Origin of the sequence: Sulfuricella denitrificans skB26 (assembly GCF_000297055.2) — a bacterium.
In the GTDB taxonomy this organism is placed as follows: Bacteria; Pseudomonadota; Gammaproteobacteria; order Burkholderiales; family Sulfuricellaceae; genus Sulfuricella; species Sulfuricella denitrificans.
The window spans coordinates 2,879,973-2,895,583 of record NC_022357.1; the positions used below are offsets into that span (position 1 = coordinate 2,879,973).

The following is a 15,611-nucleotide window of genomic DNA, read 5'->3' on the forward strand; positions in this document are numbered from 1 at the left end:
GATCAGAATTCGTATTGCATCTTGAAATGCGTCCGCGGATCGCCGCTGCGAGTATTCGTGGTGTCTTTGAACGGCCAACCCACATCGAGCGACGCGGTGAGATGCTGCATCGCCTTGAGACGCATGCCGATACCTACGCTAGACAAAATAAAACGCGCAGTCTGCTGCGGCAGAGTGTCTTTCACGCGGAGCACCGCGCCTTCGGTAAACGCCAGAAAGCGCAGTTCATCGATGCTGTCCGGCAGGCCTTTGGCCAAGGAAGGTGTACGCAACTCCAGTCCACCCTGCAGAGCGTCATCCCCCAGTGCTTCCGATTCGAGGTAGCCGCGCACGCTCTCGGCGCCGCCTGCGCTGAACTGCTCGTTGCTGATCAGCGGCATGTTCGCCAACTGCCAGCCCAGCTTGGCGACCAGGCTGAATTCGTCATATAGCTTGCGGGTATGGGTCAGATCCGCCTTGAGGTAAAAATAATTTGGCTGCGCCTTGTAGCGTTTGTTTTCGAATTCGCCATACGTATCGCCGATGCCGCGCATGGCAAAGTTGGCGCTGGCATTGGCCTGGGTTTGAGATTCCCGGTCCTGCAGCGTAGCGTTATAGGCCAGCGTGAATGGCACATAGCTGATAGGCGTTTTAGAACTGTCCGCTCCTTGCAGCACAAGGTTTTCCTTGAAGCTCTTGTAATCGGCGCCCAGGCTGATCGAGTGAAATAAATTCTCGCGTGCCGGCAACGGCACAATGCGGCGTATGCCGTAAATATCACCTGAGCCCAGCACCGACAGGCCGCCCACTACCGCGACGTTGCTCCGCGAGCGAACGGCATATAGTGCCAGCATGTCGCCATTGGTTGCCCAGGGCATCACATAGGTCGCGGACAGCACTTTGGCTTCATCCACATTCTCCGGCGCGGTCTGGAACTGCAGGGCAAGACTGTGCTCGCGTTGCCACAAGTTGTCGTAGCGCACCATACCGCTCAGTCGCAACGGCGTGGTATTGCCACTCTTCCTGTTGTTGAGCTCGAGGTTGCCATGGAGGGGAAGCTGGTCGTCCACCTTGAGATCCACCTCGACCGTGCCCGGCGTTCTGCCCGGCTTGAGCACCGGCGTCACGCGCCGGTCCGGCGTGGTGTTGACGGCGGCGATCTGCTTCTGCACATCCGGGAAATACGGCACGCTGCCTTCGGCCAATTCCGGCGTTTTATCGCGAATGCGACCCTGCGAAAAATAATGTGAGCCGACCACGCGCGTGCGCGCCACTTTGCCCTCGGTGACTTGCAGCGTGACCAGTCCGCTTTCGACCTTTTGTTCCGGAATATCCACCAGAACAGTCAGATAACCGGCATCGCGATACACCTTCTCCAGGTTCTCGCGCGCGTGCTCGATATCGTCGACCGACCTGGATTCTCCCAGGTAGGGATAGACCGCATCCTCGATCGCCAGGGATGGCAGAACAGTATTCCCCCGGACCTGAAATTCCATCACGTCGAAACGCCGCCCGTCGTCCTTGGCGGCAGGCGTTTCTTCAGCCTTCAATGGCATCGCCCACACCAGGCTGACCAGCAAAACACACAGTACACGCGTCATCATTATTCTTGAATTTTCCTCTGCGGTTATTTATCCATCCTGCTGCCAAGACGGATAAAAAACCGGGCCGGCCTAGAAACTGGCCGACCCGTAACCGTTGCAGGGGGCGGAACAGCACCGCTCTCTGCAACAGGGATGAACTACTTATTAATAGAACAATATGGTCGGCTGGCAGGTGTTGTTCAGCTTGGTACCCTTCATGACTTGACCAACTGGGTAAGCAGTTTGATCATAGTTGGTTGGCAATGCAGCTACGCCTTTCAGAGCAGACAGAACGGCAGGGTTGCCCGAGCGTACGATGAAGTCCGACAGGAAAGAGGCTTTAAGGCCAGACGGTGCAGCCACACCGTTCACCGTGGTATTGCGGTACTGAATGGTTTGCTCAACGAAGTAGTCATACAAACCGGCAGTAGCATTACCCACAGTTGGCGCAATGCCGTCAATGGAAACATGATGCCAGTTGTCTGTACCAGCCGGTACGCTTTCGGTGGAAAGAATGCCGACGGCCATTTTGCCGGCAGCAAAGTCAGCATTCAGGCCAGATTTCACGCCACCTGAGGCTGAGTTTTCCACCACAGTGAAGCCACCAGGGGTGGTGAAGGACGCGTCAGCCAAGGGCAGAAAACCGTTTGCAACGCATGGGAAACCACCGAAGAAGGCATTGGCGCCTGCCTGGGTGCCAGAGCCATTCACGCGGCGTTCAACGGTGATAGGGCCGGACAGGGAAGCATCAACCTGGCTCCAGTCTTGATACGTACCGGTCAAAATACTGGTCAACTGGGCACGGCTCAGGCTGGTCAAAGGCATGTTGTTGGTAACTGCGATACCCATGATCACGGCGTTCTGGCTAGCTACGGTCAACTTGGCACGCTCTGCGTCGGTCAACTGGCTATCGCCAGTAGCTACGTTGTTACCTACAAACATTTTTGGCTCCACATCGGAAACACCTGCATCCGGCACGGCATTCACCGTGTTGGCGCACTTGTAGGTAGCAGCAGGGTAAACCGCACTAACGACAGCGGCACAGCCACCGTCGATTGCCATGCGGCTGATTGCTTCAGCACGCGCTACAGGGTTCACGCCCCACACCGAACCGCCTTTGGCGCGGTTGTGGACCAGCACTTTTTTGCCCGCAATGACCGTACCAACTTTGCCCGTACCGAAGTAAGCGCGATAATCCTTGCCGCTGGAAGCGGTGTCATAAAACACATCGATGGTGCCGGCAGTCATCATGCCCTCGACGATAGCGCCGAGAGTCAGTTGCTGTGCGGAAGCGCCGGAAATAAACACTTCCAGGTCAGGGGTAACGGAAGGAGCATGGGCCAGGGCTTGGCCAGCAGCCAGCGCCATTGCGCAGGCCAGGGAGATTTTGGTCAGTTTCATTTTGTTTCCTTTATTGAAGTTTCTATAAATTATGCGAAGTGATAATTAGGCAGACTTGCGGCGGGCAACACCCACCATGCCGATCAGGCCTGAACCCAGCAACCACAGAGCAGCAGGTACCGGCACGGCAGCAACAGGTGCGGGGACGCTGTAGCTCAGATCGCCATTGGAAGCCAGTGTCCAGGTACCGGCAGCCTGGGTTGCCTGGATTGATTTAAGCGCATTAGCTCCGATAGCGTTTACGCTGGTTTCCATGAGGAAAAATCCCAGGCTGTTGCCAACGAGAGCGGTACTGTCAAATGAAGCTTTGCCAAGCCAGTTAGCCGCAAAACCATTTCCGAAGTAGGCAGCGCCATCAGCAAACACAGCGGTGCTGGAACCATTTGCACTAGAAACATGCGTTCCAAACGCATTGTTTGCCTGCACATAACCATTAACTCCAGACATGCCAACAGTCAGCGAACTGTTTTTCGTGTTTTGTACCGTTGCCTGATCAGCGTTGGTAGTGGAAAGATAGTGCTGACCACCCACTGCAGTACCGCCAGTGCTATCAAGCGCAGCCACGTTCCAGCTCAGTCCGCTCAACGAAGCAAAAGCGCTTTGCAACAGCGCATCTGAAGCAAAGTTCAGGGAATAGCTGGTGGAAGAAAGGTTGGAACTAAAATCACTCAAGGTGACACCCAGATCGCGGGTATAGGATACTTGTGCAACCGAGTCATACACGGACAGGAACAGCTCGCCGTTACCGGTGGTGCCATCGGCGATAGAAGCTGCTGCCTGACCTGCGACTGCGAACATTGCTGCTGCTGCGATTAATTTCAATTTCATGTTTTTCTCCAAATTAAAGTTAAGATCAATAGTTAAACCAGCAAAATCCAACTCTGGGCGGCAGGCTTCGAGCATCAAGCCAGGGCTATTGCAGCCCCCCAAGTACCTGGCCCGACTGCCAGTTCCCTGCAGAATTAGGGGACATGACTGCGAACCTTTTCGATGGCGGCCCGGCTGTCTTGTTCTAAGACCCGTGGCTTTCCGACCCCGCCTCGCGACGGGTGTGGCTTAATCCTGAAAGTGTCCTGAACCTGGTTGCTGATTCAGACACAGGCACATTACTTGTCGATTGTTACGGGCCTTACGGACTGATCATGCAATTTTGTAGTCCGTTCGGCTCAGGCCTGAACTTGTTTCCGATCTGATGGATGTAGAATACTTGTCGATTGTTACGAGCCTTATGAACAGGTTGTACAATTTTGTAGTCCGTTCGGATCAATGCGGCCATGCCTCGACTGCTCAGCGGCGCAGGTTTTGTCTTTGCTAGGCTCGTATGCGAAAAAAACCCCGCCTCGGGGGCGGGGTCGCAAGCATGGCTTCTTTAAATCAGAATCAAGACGGATACCGCCGTCTTGCAAAGCCCGCCAAACCCAGCAGGCCGGAGCCAAACAGCCAGGCTGCGGCCGGAACTGGGACGGCGGAGGGGGTGATGTTTTGTGCCTGGAAGGTGGACAGCGTATTTGCGTCGATTGCGAATACGTAAAACTTGTTATCGCCTGAGGTGGCGGTATCAAAGTCATTATCATTGGCCATCCACAGCGTGTGCCTGCCATCCGCCAGATCCTCGCCGAACGCGAAGCCTTCGAGCTTGGAGGGAATAGCGGTGCTGGCGATGCCTTTTGCATTCAGCTCTGCGACCACATCCAGGAACAGGGTCTTGCTCACTGCGGGGGTCGATGAGGTCATGTTGGCTACACCGCTGATGTCGGTGGCACCGGTGATATCCACCTTGAACAGTTGTTTGACGACGGCAGCTGTTCCATCACCCAAGCCCTTGCCATCGCGCTCATCCAGCAGAAATTCATGATCGTTGATGGCCACGATTTCGCTTACGCCTGAGCCGGTTGTCAGCCTGTAACCGAATTCCTTGGTGGCCCCGGTCGCGATATCAATAGTGACGATCCGGAGCTGTTTGCTGCCATCCTGGAGCAATGGCGCCTGCATCACGCCGACCAGGGTCTTGCCGTCCGGTGTGATCGCCAAGCCTTCCATGCCTTTGTTGGCTACCCGACCGGTGGTGTTGTTTGGCGCAAGCTCCGAAGCCGTGGTGGGGCCCTGAACGGCCACTGCCAGATTGCCCGGCAGGGCAAAAGACTTGATCAACTGCCCGCTGGCGCGGTCGAACTGCCTGACATAGGGACCATATTCGTCAGAAACGAAAACGCTCTTGCCATCGTTGGAAACGCGTATACCTTCGGGATCAAGACGGGCATTGTTGGCGTTGCTGGAGGGCAAGGCGGAATTGAATCCATCCGAGCGACCGGTGAAGTAATTGGTGTTGTTGGTTGCGTTCAATGCCGGCACGCCGCTACCCAGGGTATACGTGGAATCGGTACCCAGCGCGCCGGTGCCGTAGTTGAGCGGGCTAGCACTGGACAACAGCGTGGTCTTGGTCAATGTAGGGGTGAGATTGTAAGCCAGCCCGGGACCGGAATTTTGGGTCAGGCTGAAATTGATGGTATGAAAACGGTCGATGTAGGAGGTGGTATCAGCCACCAGCGGATTGTAAGCAAGCGCATTAGGGCCGCGGTCCGGGAGGGCGATAAAAGTGCTGCCCCCCGCCCAGGCAAAACCGGAGCCAACGCCGCCGAGAAGATTGCCGGCAACACCATTTTCGAGCAAGCCATGGGTTTCGGATGACAGGTCGAAAGCGTTGCCGCTCAGGCTGCCTATAGCAATCAGGGTGGTGGCGGCATTGGCCGCTGAAGCGGCAAACAGGGAGGCGATGAGCGCGGGAAGTAACATTTTTTTGGTCATGCTATAAACTCCAGATAAAGTTCGTTGCCAGGAAAGCCGTTGATTTATTAATCCAGCTGGCGAATAGCGAGGTCAGGGCTTTTCCCCCGCCCTCCAGGCAATTGGATCAAGCGAGCTAGATTAGCAATGGAGTATGACAATGAGGTGAATTAGGAAAGACAATCAATTGATCCGAACGGATCATACCCGGAGGGTAAATCCTGACGCGTATCCCCCCTATTTGAGACACCGCGTGTATTGCGCGAGCGCAATAAATACACAATTACCGGCTGATGCCGGACAACGAGCACGCGCGCTGACAAATTCGGCCTGGCATACTGCGCGAGGGGGTGTCCCCGCTGGAGGTTCTGCTTGCGTGTGTGGCAAAGACTCAGTTGTAGGCAAATTCTGTTGAACTTCAGCCTGGGGCACAGCATCAGACTGGCCCGACACCTGCACTACGACATCAGAACCTATCGTATTGCTTGCTGCGACCCCCGCTTCGGCGATCACCCCTGCTTTCGCGATGAAGCGCCATTCGTAGTAACGATGCTTGCCGACTAGCCCAACATCCTCAGGATCGAAGTTAGCGGTTTTGATCGGCTCGCCGTCGGACAGGCTATACAAACCGACAATGCCCTGGTCTGCACCTTTCAGCAACCCCCACTCAGGGCTCCCGGTCATGGGGTCACGGTAAATCACGCGTAGATAACGTTTAACGCCAGGATAGCGGTCATCCTGCAGCAGGTCCTCGATCTTTTGGGGGAATTTCTTGGCTTTGCCCGGTGGAGGATTTTCATAATATCCCTCCAGCGCCTGACGGAACTGGTTGCCGATGAACAGCAGCTCACGCTCCTTTTCGCGTTGCCGGGTCTGTTGCCACACCGTTCCAGTTGCTGCCAGGGCAACTCCGATGAAAACCACGGCAATGAGAACGCCGATATAGGTAAACCCGCCGCAGGAGCGGCAAGTCCGAATCGATTTCGGGTGACGCGTGGAGCATCCCTGGGGATTTCTGGTCGAACCCATCAGCATGAACACGGACAGGCCGCCTCCCCCTTTGTAAAAGGGGGATTGAGGGGGATTTGGCAGAGCCGGGGATTGCCACCACCGTTAAATCCCCCCTGCCCCCCTTTTAAAAAAGGGGGGGCACTGTTTTAACGTGACTGGCTAGTAGAGTCCAAATGGGGGTAAGACTTCCGGGCACCGGATAGAAAGAAGCCCGGCTCATTGCGCTTTCAGCACGCCGAAATTGATGGCGAGCGCAACGGCATGGCCGCGGTTACTGGCATTCAGCTTTCTCAGGATTCTTTGCACGTGATTCTTGACGGTTAGCGGGCTGAGAGCCAGCTCCTCGGCAATCTGCTGATTGGTCTTGCCAAGCTTGATGTGATGGAGAACCTGCACTTCGCGCGCTGTCACAGAAGGCACGTTCTGCACGCCATCCGTACCGACATCCGGCTCTTCATTGGATATGACGCGTGAAAGCGTGGTATGGAGAAAAGGAACCAGCAATTGCAGGAGATATTCGACGCGCGCTCCGAGCGGAATCTCCACTCTGGAAAAACAGAAATAGCTTTTCAGCTGCCCATTCAGGCCGCGCTGACCATCCGCTGCGGCACTGCGCAGTTCGGAGCGCTCCAGCAGAGGCAGCAAGGCCTCGTCAAAATACCTTTGAGGCGCGCCCGTTCCCAGCATGCAGGCATGACCGGTTTTGTTCGAATGCAATATCATCCGCGGCAACAGCCCTTCACCTGGCTCGCACACCTCCGAAAAGCGCGTCTCGTCGAAGTAGCGAGAACTGGAAAATCGCATGAACCGCATCGGCAAACCCGCCTCCGTTGCAACGCCGCATACCAGTATTTCATGAGGCAGCAGAAATTGTATCGCCCCCTGGCTCCAGGAAAAAAAATGGTGCATGTTCGCCACGCGCAACGAACTGTTGATGATTGAAACCAGATGATCCTGATCCTCACCTTCCAGTGTTAGATGCTTTTTTTCTTTTAAAACCATGTCGTTATTATTATATATATTCATGTCGGATTGGGTTCCGAGCTATTACGAAGTCGCTATGATATTTTTATTTTCGTTAAACATTTATGACGGTTTTGTGAATTTTATCCATGCCAACCAGTTAACGATGGCGCAATTTTGCATAAGCGAATCTATTGGTTCACAGTCGTAGCGTAGGTTGTCTGCATCAGGTTGGGGTAGATCAGGTCATCTCTGTGATGTTTTACCTTCGACATAACGCGCTGCGCGCATTAAGTCTGCACTGAAACACCCCCTGATTTCCTTCGGAAATCAGGGGGTGTTTTCTTCCACGAACTGGGGGAAATACTCTGCGGCGACGATGTAGGTTCCGTCGCAGTTGAAGGAGGCGCACACGATACCCTGGCTCAGGGAAATGGCGGCGTTGCGCAAATAGAATCCTTCTATGCCGCGCAGGCGGTTGAGCGATTGAACGACTTGCTTGATGTCTTTTTTCGCCATCGGCTTCCATTCCTCACGCTGGCGATCCATCAGCGTACGCCAATGAGGCGGCAGATATTCCCGCAACGGACCGGTCTGCACCAGATTGCGCACATTGCCGATGATTTTCAATTTTTTCTGATAGGGAACTTTCACGAAGTGGCGCTCCACATAACCCGGCTGGATCAGGGCGATGGCATCGTGAATCTCGTAATTAAACGGGTTGAACACTGACTCGGTACGCACTTCGCTGCTGTTAAAGCCAACGTAGATACTGAAACAACCGGTTTTCCGCAGCAACCATTCGCAGGTTTCCAGCACCTTTCCCGCTTCCAGGTCGATCCGGCTTTCCTGGCGAGGGCGCAGCGACGCTGTTTCGCGCAGGGTCGGGTCCCCCTTGATGCTGACGAACATCTTGTCCGGCGGCAGACCGAAAGTGCCGATGATCGCCTCGTGGATGACGTAGAGCGTCTTGTCATCCTCATCAGGTAAAGTCTGACTCGAATCGACTGACCGCAAAGTCCGGATCGGTTTTTTGGTCATATTCAACCCCAATTGTTCATTGGAATGCTCGTACCTGTAGGAGTGCCGCCCCCGGCGCGAATGCGGTCGCAAATCGCGGCGAGGGCGCCGCTCCTACAGTGGTTTTGACTCTTTATGAACATTTGGCACGACGCTCGATAAACAGGCTATTGCCGGGAATTCCCTTGGCCTGTTTTTTTGCTTCGGCTGCCGCAGCTGAAATTTTATGGTGCGATGACTGCTTGCAGGGTTCGACCTGCACGGCACCGATGGAAAGACTAGTCAGCGGATAGAACACTTCTTCGCCATGGCGGTCCTTGGCAATATAACCCTCCCGTGCCTTATCCTCGACACTGAAGAAATCCAGAATGGCCTTCTCAAAACGTTCCAATACCCTCTGACAACGGACTTCCCAGTCTGCGCTTTGAAACAGGATTATGAAATCATCGCCACCGATGTGGCCGATAAAATCCTGATCCGGTTCGCACACTTCGGAAAGTATTTTCCCGGTAAGCTGGATAACGTTGTCGCCGCTATGGTAGCCGAAGACGTCATTGAATGGCTTGAAATGGTCCAGGTCACAGTAACAGGCACAAAATTCAGCCCCGCCCTGCAGCAGCATGGCGATCTGCTCGTTGATCGGCTCATTGCCAGGCAGCATGGTTAGCGGGTTAGCGTAGCGCGCGGCGCTGATCTGCATCTGGGTAATTTCGCGCACCAGATCGTGGCCGGTTCCTATGCCGAGGTATTGTCCGTGATCGGTGATGATGAAGCCGTTCGACAGGTGGTGCCGGTCCGCCTCCACAATAGTGTGACTTAATTCCTGGATGCTCATGTCTTTCTCCACAATCAGCGGAGCAGTGTCCATCAGCCGGGAGCAAGGTTTCTTGCCATAGAGTTCGCGCTGGTAGGGGCGGGCCAGTTTATCGATCAATGCATTTCGGTTGATCAGGCCAACCGGCAAGCCGTTTTTTACAACAGGCAAGGCCTGCAGTTCGGGGTCGCCAATAAACATTTGATAAATTATTTCGTTGGAAAGGTCTGGCGACACTGCGTGGCACTCGCGCAACAGTTTGAGCACGGAAACCGTCTTTGGGCTGGCCTTGCAGCTCGGCAAAAGAGCGGGGGCCATCTTTTTTTCCAACACCTTGACCACTTCGGCAGGAAGTACCGTGACCGGTTGACCGCTGGGACGAGCGATGTAATAACCCTGGCCGTGAGCAATCCCCAAATCCTTGATCACCCTAAGCTCTGCCTCGGTTTCTATGCCCTCGGCAACAACCTTGGTACCGGATCTCTCCGCGATCTGCTGGATCGAGCTGACAAACTGTAATTTCACTGGATCCTGATCGATACCCTGGATGAAGTGCATGTCTATCTTGACGTATTCGGGACGCAGCTCCGACCATAGGCGCAGGCTAGAAAATCCCTCCCCCAGATCATCAATGGCGATTTCGAACCCCATGTCACGGTAGTGCTTCGCCGCTTCGCGCAGCAAATTATAATCATAGGTGCGCTGGTTTTCCGTCAACTCAATAATTATTCGATCCGGTCTCAATCCCAATTTGTGGATGTAGGCCAGCGTTTCGCCATGCCGGGTATTATGCTGCAACAGGCATTCCGGACTGACGTTGAGAAACAGCTTGCCAGGCAGGTTCAGCCGGGCGAAGCTTTCCAGCACCACTTGACGGCTCAGGTGCTCCACTTCCACAACCAGCCCATTTTCGTTTGCGGCACTGAACAGATTGTGGGGCGAGTGCAAGGGACTATCGGAAGGACCGCGAATCAGCCCCTCGTAACCGGCTATCTCGCCATTGCCCATCAAGAGAACAGGCTGAAACAAGGCGGTTAGTCGGCGTTGCGCTATGATTTCCTGCAACCACAGGCGTGCCTGCGTTTCATTTTCATCCCAGATCGCCGATTTAAAACGACACGCAGTATCCTGAGACAGCACAGGGGATGCCATGGCCATGTGGCTGGCAGCCTTTGCCTGAAACTTCGAGTTTCCCGGCGAGCCACAGGGAAATCTTAAATGGGTGTTTGACGGTACTGGCATCGCCCTTCCTCCGGCATATTTCATAATGAGGGGGCGATGCTAAGCTTGTATTGTGACAGCAGTATGACGCCGTGCGGAGTGGCTATTTCAGTGGCTGAGAAGCGCCTGCATGAGCTCCATCTGAGCGCAGACTACCTTGCTGCCGCTGCGTGGACATTTGCGCCGGTAATTGCCTTCCGCATCCATTTCCCAGGCCTGACAGTTGTCTTTGAGATAGGGCTCCAGCCCTTCCTTGATGACGCGCCTCTTCAGCTTCGCATTCAGCACCGGAAAACAGATTTCGACCCGCCGGAAGAAATTGCGCTGCATCCAGTCTGCGCTGGACAGATAGATATCGTGCGCACCCGCATTGTAGAAATGAAAAATGCGTGAGTGCTCGAGGAAGCGGCCGATGATGGAACGTACCCTGATATTTTCCGAAACGCCGGGGATCCCCGGGCGCAGGGCGCATACCCCGCGCACGATCAGGTCGACCTTGACCCCGGCTTTGGACGCATCATACAGCGCGCTGATGATCTGCGGCTCGAGCAGGGAATTCATTTTGGCAACGATAAATGCCTTTTTTCCGGCACGCGCATTCTCCGCCTCGGCTTGGATCGACTCGATCATTTTGCGGTGCAGGCTGAACGGCGACTGCAACAAATGATGAAGCTTGCTTGCCTGGCCCAGGCCGGTAAGCTGCATGAAGATGTCGTTGACGTCGCTGCCGATCTCCTCGTTGCAGGTAAACAGACCGAAATCGGTGTACAACTTGGCGGTGCGCGGATGGTAATTACCCGTGCCGAGATGGATATAGCGGCGCAACCCGTCTTCCTCACGCCGGACCACCAGCAGCATTTTGGCATGGGTTTTGTAGCCGACGACGCCGTACACCACGTGCGCGCCCGCCTCTTCAAGTCTCCCTGCCCAGTTGATGTTGGCTTCCTCGTCGAAGCGGGCCAGCAGCTCCACCACTACGGTGACTTCCTTGCCGCTGTGCACTGCCTTGATCAACGCTTCCATCAGTGCGGAATCGGTGCCGGTGCGGTAGATGGTCTGCTTGATCGCCAGCACATTAGGATCGTTAGCTGCCTGCTGGATGAAATCGACGACCGGGGAAAAAGATTCGAAAGGTTGGTGCAGCAGAATATCTCCGCTTCTGATTGCCTGGAACATGTCAGGCTGCTTCGCCACCGCAGGCGGGATGCTCGGAATGAAGGACGAATATTTTAGGTCGGGCCGATCGACCCGGTCCGGAATCTGCATCAGCCGCACCAGATTGACCGGCCCCTTGACCTTGTAAAAATCTTCCTGGGTCAGACCGAATTGTCCCAGCAGGAAGCCGGCCATTTCCTCCGAACAGTTGTCCGCCACCTCCAGGCGCACAGCATTGCCGTAATTACGTTGCGGCAACTCGCCTTGTAGCGCTTCGCGCAGGTTTTTAACCTCCTCCTCATCGACGAACAGATTGGAGTTGCGGGTGACGCGGAACTGGTAGCAGCCCTTGATCTCCATGCCGGAAAACAGCTCCCCGACATGAGCGTGGATAATCGAGGAAAGAAAGACAAAGCCATGCTCGCAGCCGGCCACTTCGGGCGGCAGCTTGATCACCCGCGGCAATGAGCGCGGCGCCTGCACAATGGCGGCACCGGAGGCGCGGCCGAAAGCATCCTTGCCTTCCAGCTCAACGGCAAAATTAAGACTCTTGTTCAGCACGCGCGGGAATGGATGGGCGGGATCGAGGCCGATCGGAGAAAGTACCGGCATCAACTCGCGAAAAAAGAAATCCTTGATCCATTCAGCTTGGCCGTCGTGCCAGTGGGTTCGGCGCAAAAAATGGATATCGTGGCGCGCTAACTCGGGTAGGACCCCCTCATTCAACAGCCGATATTGATGCTCCACCAACTCGTGCGCCTGCTCGCTGACCAACTTGAATGCCTGGCGCGCCGACATGCCGTCCGGCCCCGTTGCGGTGGCATGGAGGGCGATCTGCTCCTTCAGCCCGGCGGTGCGGACCTCAAAGAACTCGTCCAAGTTGCTGCTGACGATGCACAGGAACTTCAGCCGCTCCAGGAGCGGGTTGCGCTCATCCTCAGCCTGAGCCAGCACCCGCCGGTTAAAGGCGAGCAGACCGAGCTCGCGGTTGAGGTAGTATTCCTGAGCGTGGGGGGCGGTCATGAGAGCGGTTATCCTAAGCCAGGTGAGTCAAATGGGTAATGGGTGAGGAACCAGGGTTTTCATTACCCATTGCTCATTACTGGTTTCTAATGCTTCGGCGGCACGAAACCTGACACCGTATCCGCACCGGCACCGAAGAAGTAGGACTCCACCTGCTCCGCCAGATACTTGCGCGCGGCGGCATCGGCCATGTTGAGGCGATTCTCGTTGATCAACATGGTCTGGTGCTTAAGCCAGGCCGCCCAGGCTTCCTTGGAAACATTTTCCCAAATCCGCTTGCCGAGTTCACCGGGATAGGGCGGAAAATCCAGCCCATCCGCTTCACGGCCAAGCTTGACGCATTTCACTGTTCTTGCCATTTCATTACTCCGTTCAAAATAGTGTTACTTCTTTAAAAAATGCGCTTAAATTATTACAAGAAAATGATCTACAGTTTTTTCATGAACACTTTGGAGCGGCGCTGATAGTTGTACAGCCCTTGCTTGGCCTTAGGCAGCTTGTCCACGCCTGCCTCGGTGAAGCCGCGCTCCAGAAACCAGTGCGCAGTGCGAGTAGTGAGCACGAACAACTGTTTGAAACCCTTGCCCAACGCCCTGACCTGCATGTACTCGAGCAACGCCTCGCCTCGTCCGGCACCGCGGTAATCCGGATGCACCGCCATGCATGCCAGTTCTGCCGCCTTTTCTTTCGGAAACGGATACAGCGCAGCGCAGCCGATGATCAGGCCGTCATACTCCAGCACGGAAAAGCGGTCGATTTCCATTTCCAGCAACTCGCGCGAACGCCGCACCAGAATCCCGTTGGTTTCCAGCGGCTCAATCAGCGCAAGGATGCCGCCGACATCGTCTATCGTGGCATCGCGCAAAGTTTCCAGCGGATCTTCGCTGACCATGCTGCCGATGCCTTCATGAGTAAACAGTTCCTGCAGCAATGCGCCATCAATGTGGCGGCTGATCAGGTGTGCCCGCGCCACGCCCTTACGGCAGGCACGCACCGCACAGGGCAGGTAATAGCCCACGTCCGCCGACAGTGTGGCAGTGGCGGCAAGAATCGCCTCCGCCTCCGCCGTGGTCAGTTGCCGCAGCAAATCCCCGCCTTCGCCGGCTACCCCAGCCGTGTCCATCAGGAAGATCAGCTTGTCTGCATCCAGCGTAATCGCGGCGCAAGTTGCCACGTCTTCCAGCGACAGATTGAACACCTCGCCAGTAGGCGAATAGCCAAGCGGTGAAAGCAGCACGATTTCGTTGGCATCGAGCCTGCGCCGGATGCCGATTGCATCGATCTTGCGCACCTCGCCGGTGTGCATCAGATCCACGCCGCCGAGCACCCCCATCGGCATGGCAGTGACAAAATTGCCGCTGGCCACCCGGATATCGGCGCCCGCCATCGGCGAATTAGCGAGTCCCATGGAAAGCAGCGCCTCGATCTCCACCCGCACCGTACCGGCGGCCTCCTTGACACATTTCAGGGCGTCATCGTCAGTGACGCGCATTCCCCCTGCATAGCGAATCGCAGCGCCGCGCTCGGTCAGTTCCTCCTCGATCTGCGGCCGTGCGCCATGCACCAGCACCAACCGTACGCCGAGGCTGTTGAGCAAATTGATGTCATGAGCCAGCGCAATGAACTGGCCTTCGCTTACCACCTCGCCGCCAAAAGCAACAACGAAAGTCTTGCCGCGAAAGGCATGGATATAGGGCGCGGCCGAGCGAAACCACGCCACAAAATGAGTTCTGAGTTCTGAGTGCTGTGTACCGACAGGCATCGAAAGCTAATCCGTTATCAAATCAAAGCATTCCATCGCAAGGGTAAAGTGTACCCCAATCCCTTCACCTAGCGCCAACCCGTACACCGGGCTTATATAGACTTGGCTCTTAAAAATCGCCCCATAGCGTCTGCATCGCCGCCAAAGCTGCCAGTGCCGCCGTCTCGGTGCGCAGGACGCGCGCGCCCAGCCGCACCGGGGTGAAGCCGTAACGCTGCGCCATCTCGGCTTCCGATGGGGAAAGACCGCCTTCAGGACCGATCAGCAAAGTGACATTGCCAGTGGGTTTAGGCAGGTCACGCAACCCGACTTCGCCAACAGGCGACAGCATCAGGCGCAGTCCCGGCCCATCCTGCTGTCCCAGCCAATCAAGCAGCGGACGTATCGGAGCGACCTCGGGCACCTGGTTGCGGCCGCTCTGCTCACAGGCCGCAATCACCACGCCCTGCCAATGAACCACGCGCTTTTCCGCCCGCTCACCCGACAGCCGCACCACGCTGCGCTCGCTCGCCAGTGGCTGGATATTGCCTATGCCCAGTTCCACCGCCTTTTGCAGGGTGAAATCCATTTTTTCACCGGCCGAAATCGCCTGGGCAAGCTGAACTTTCAGCGGCGATTCACGCTCGACGGTATGCCAGCCCTCGATTTCCACGGTAACATTACGCTTGCCGATTTCCGTGATGCGCGCCTCGCCTTCTCCACCGCACCCGTTGAACACGCTAAGCCTGTCGCCGGTTTGAAGACGCAAAACCCGCGCAGCATGATGCGCGGCCTGCTCCGGCAGTTCGGCCATGGCGCTTTGGGCTAAAATTTCCGGGCAGTAAAAGCGGGGAGTGGTCATCTTGTTTCTGCACTATATATAAGATGCTCTCATGATAAACTAAATCAATTGGCA

Annotated in this window: 12 protein-coding genes and 1 riboswitch; all 12 genes read right to left on the reverse strand. The window is 55.7% G+C overall.

Annotated features, from left to right (window positions below; genetic code table 11):
- Positions 1-2: 2 nt before the first annotated feature.
- The 12 genes from SCD_RS13995 to SCD_RS14050 all read right to left on the reverse strand — a co-directional run bounded on the left by SCD_RS13995 (position 3) and on the right by SCD_RS14050 (position 15,557).
- Positions 3-1,583, reverse strand: a complete 1,581-nt coding sequence (locus tag SCD_RS13995) for a ShlB/FhaC/HecB family hemolysin secretion/activation protein (RefSeq protein ID WP_009207410.1) — start codon at positions 1,581-1,583, stop codon at positions 3-5.
- 144 nt (positions 1,584-1,727) lie between these two features.
- Positions 1,728-2,963: a substrate-binding domain-containing protein gene (locus SCD_RS14000; RefSeq protein WP_009207409.1), complete on the reverse strand. Its 1,236-nt coding sequence runs from the start codon at positions 2,961-2,963 to the stop codon at positions 1,728-1,730.
- 45 nt (positions 2,964-3,008) lie between these two features.
- Entirely contained in the window at positions 3,009-3,866 is an 858-nt protein-coding gene (locus SCD_RS14005) for a VPLPA-CTERM sorting domain-containing protein (RefSeq protein ID WP_009207408.1), read from the reverse strand.
- Between the two features lie 86 nt (positions 3,867-3,952).
- Positions 3,953-4,029: riboswitch (cyclic di-GMP riboswitch) on the reverse strand.
- A 314-nt stretch (positions 4,030-4,343) separates the two neighbouring features.
- Positions 4,344-5,768 (reverse strand): esterase-like activity of phytase family protein, encoded by a 1,425-nt coding sequence (locus tag SCD_RS14010; RefSeq protein WP_009207407.1) that lies wholly within the window; start codon positions 5,766-5,768, stop codon positions 4,344-4,346.
- 216 nt (positions 5,769-5,984) lie between these two features.
- Positions 5,985-6,788 (reverse strand): type II secretion system protein, encoded by an 804-nt coding sequence (locus SCD_RS16665; protein ID WP_009207406.1) that lies wholly within the window; start codon positions 6,786-6,788, stop codon positions 5,985-5,987.
- Between the two features lie 186 nt (positions 6,789-6,974).
- Positions 6,975-7,760, reverse strand: a complete 786-nt coding sequence (gene epsA / locus SCD_RS14020; RefSeq protein ID WP_023507034.1) for an XrtB/PEP-CTERM-associated transcriptional regulator EpsA — start codon at positions 7,758-7,760, stop codon at positions 6,975-6,977.
- A 291-nt stretch (positions 7,761-8,051) separates the two neighbouring features.
- The gene (locus SCD_RS14025) at positions 8,052-8,762 is read right to left on the reverse strand and encodes a hypothetical protein (RefSeq protein ID WP_009207404.1); all 711 of its coding nucleotides are present in this window, start codon (positions 8,760-8,762) and stop codon (positions 8,052-8,054) included.
- A 112-nt stretch (positions 8,763-8,874) separates the two neighbouring features.
- Positions 8,875-10,713 carry a GGDEF domain-containing protein gene (locus SCD_RS14030; RefSeq protein ID WP_009207403.1) on the reverse strand — a complete coding sequence of 613 codons (1,839 nt, stop codon included), beginning with the start codon at positions 10,711-10,713 and terminating at the stop codon, positions 8,875-8,877.
- Positions 10,714-10,884: 171 nt separating this feature from the next.
- On the reverse strand, positions 10,885-12,954 hold the full coding sequence (ppk1, locus tag SCD_RS14035; protein WP_009207402.1) for a polyphosphate kinase 1: 2,070 nt from the start codon (positions 12,952-12,954) through the stop codon (positions 10,885-10,887).
- An 86-nt stretch (positions 12,955-13,040) separates the two neighbouring features.
- Positions 13,041-13,313, reverse strand: coding sequence for an oxidative damage protection protein (locus SCD_RS14040; RefSeq protein WP_009207401.1), 273 nt, complete (start codon positions 13,311-13,313; stop codon positions 13,041-13,043).
- A 68-nt stretch (positions 13,314-13,381) separates the two neighbouring features.
- Positions 13,382-14,716, reverse strand: a complete 1,335-nt coding sequence (gene argA / locus SCD_RS14045; protein WP_009207400.1) for an amino-acid N-acetyltransferase — start codon at positions 14,714-14,716, stop codon at positions 13,382-13,384.
- Positions 14,717-14,825: 109 nt separating this feature from the next.
- Positions 14,826-15,557: a 16S rRNA (uracil(1498)-N(3))-methyltransferase gene (locus tag SCD_RS14050; protein ID WP_009207399.1), complete on the reverse strand. Its 732-nt coding sequence runs from the start codon at positions 15,555-15,557 to the stop codon at positions 14,826-14,828.
- Positions 15,558-15,611 lie beyond the last annotated feature (54 nt).

Excerpts from the sequence above, each read along its gene's own strand:
- SCD_RS13995 (WP_009207410.1), bottom strand. The coding sequence starts at position 1,583 with ATGATGACGCGTGTACTGTGTGTTTTGCTGGTCAGCCTGGTGTGGGCG.
- SCD_RS14000 (WP_009207409.1), bottom strand. The coding sequence starts at position 2,963 with ATGAAACTGACCAAAATCTCCCTGGCCTGCGCAATGGCGCTGGCTGCT.
- SCD_RS14005 (WP_009207408.1), bottom strand. The coding sequence starts at position 3,866 with ATGCTCGAAGCCTGCCGCCCAGAGTTGGATTTTGCTGGTTTAACTATT.
- SCD_RS14010 (WP_009207407.1), bottom strand. The coding sequence starts at position 5,768 with ATGACCAAAAAAATGTTACTTCCCGCGCTCATCGCCTCCCTGTTTGCC.
- epsA (WP_023507034.1), bottom strand. The coding sequence starts at position 7,760 with ATGGTTTTAAAAGAAAAAAAGCATCTAACACTGGAAGGTGAGGATCAG.
- SCD_RS14025 (WP_009207404.1), bottom strand. The coding sequence starts at position 8,762 with ATGACCAAAAAACCGATCCGGACTTTGCGGTCAGTCGATTCGAGTCAG.
- SCD_RS14030 (WP_009207403.1), bottom strand. The coding sequence starts at position 10,713 with ATGGCCATGGCATCCCCTGTGCTGTCTCAGGATACTGCGTGTCGTTTT.
- ppk1 (WP_009207402.1), bottom strand. The coding sequence starts at position 12,954 with ATGACCGCCCCCCACGCTCAGGAATACTACCTCAACCGCGAGCTCGGT.
- SCD_RS14040 (WP_009207401.1), bottom strand. The coding sequence starts at position 13,313 with ATGGCAAGAACAGTGAAATGCGTCAAGCTTGGCCGTGAAGCGGATGGG.
- argA (WP_009207400.1), bottom strand. The coding sequence starts at position 14,716 with ATGCCTGTCGGTACACAGCACTCAGAACTCAGAACTCATTTTGTGGCG.
- SCD_RS14050 (WP_009207399.1), bottom strand. The coding sequence starts at position 15,557 with ATGACCACTCCCCGCTTTTACTGCCCGGAAATTTTAGCCCAAAGCGCC.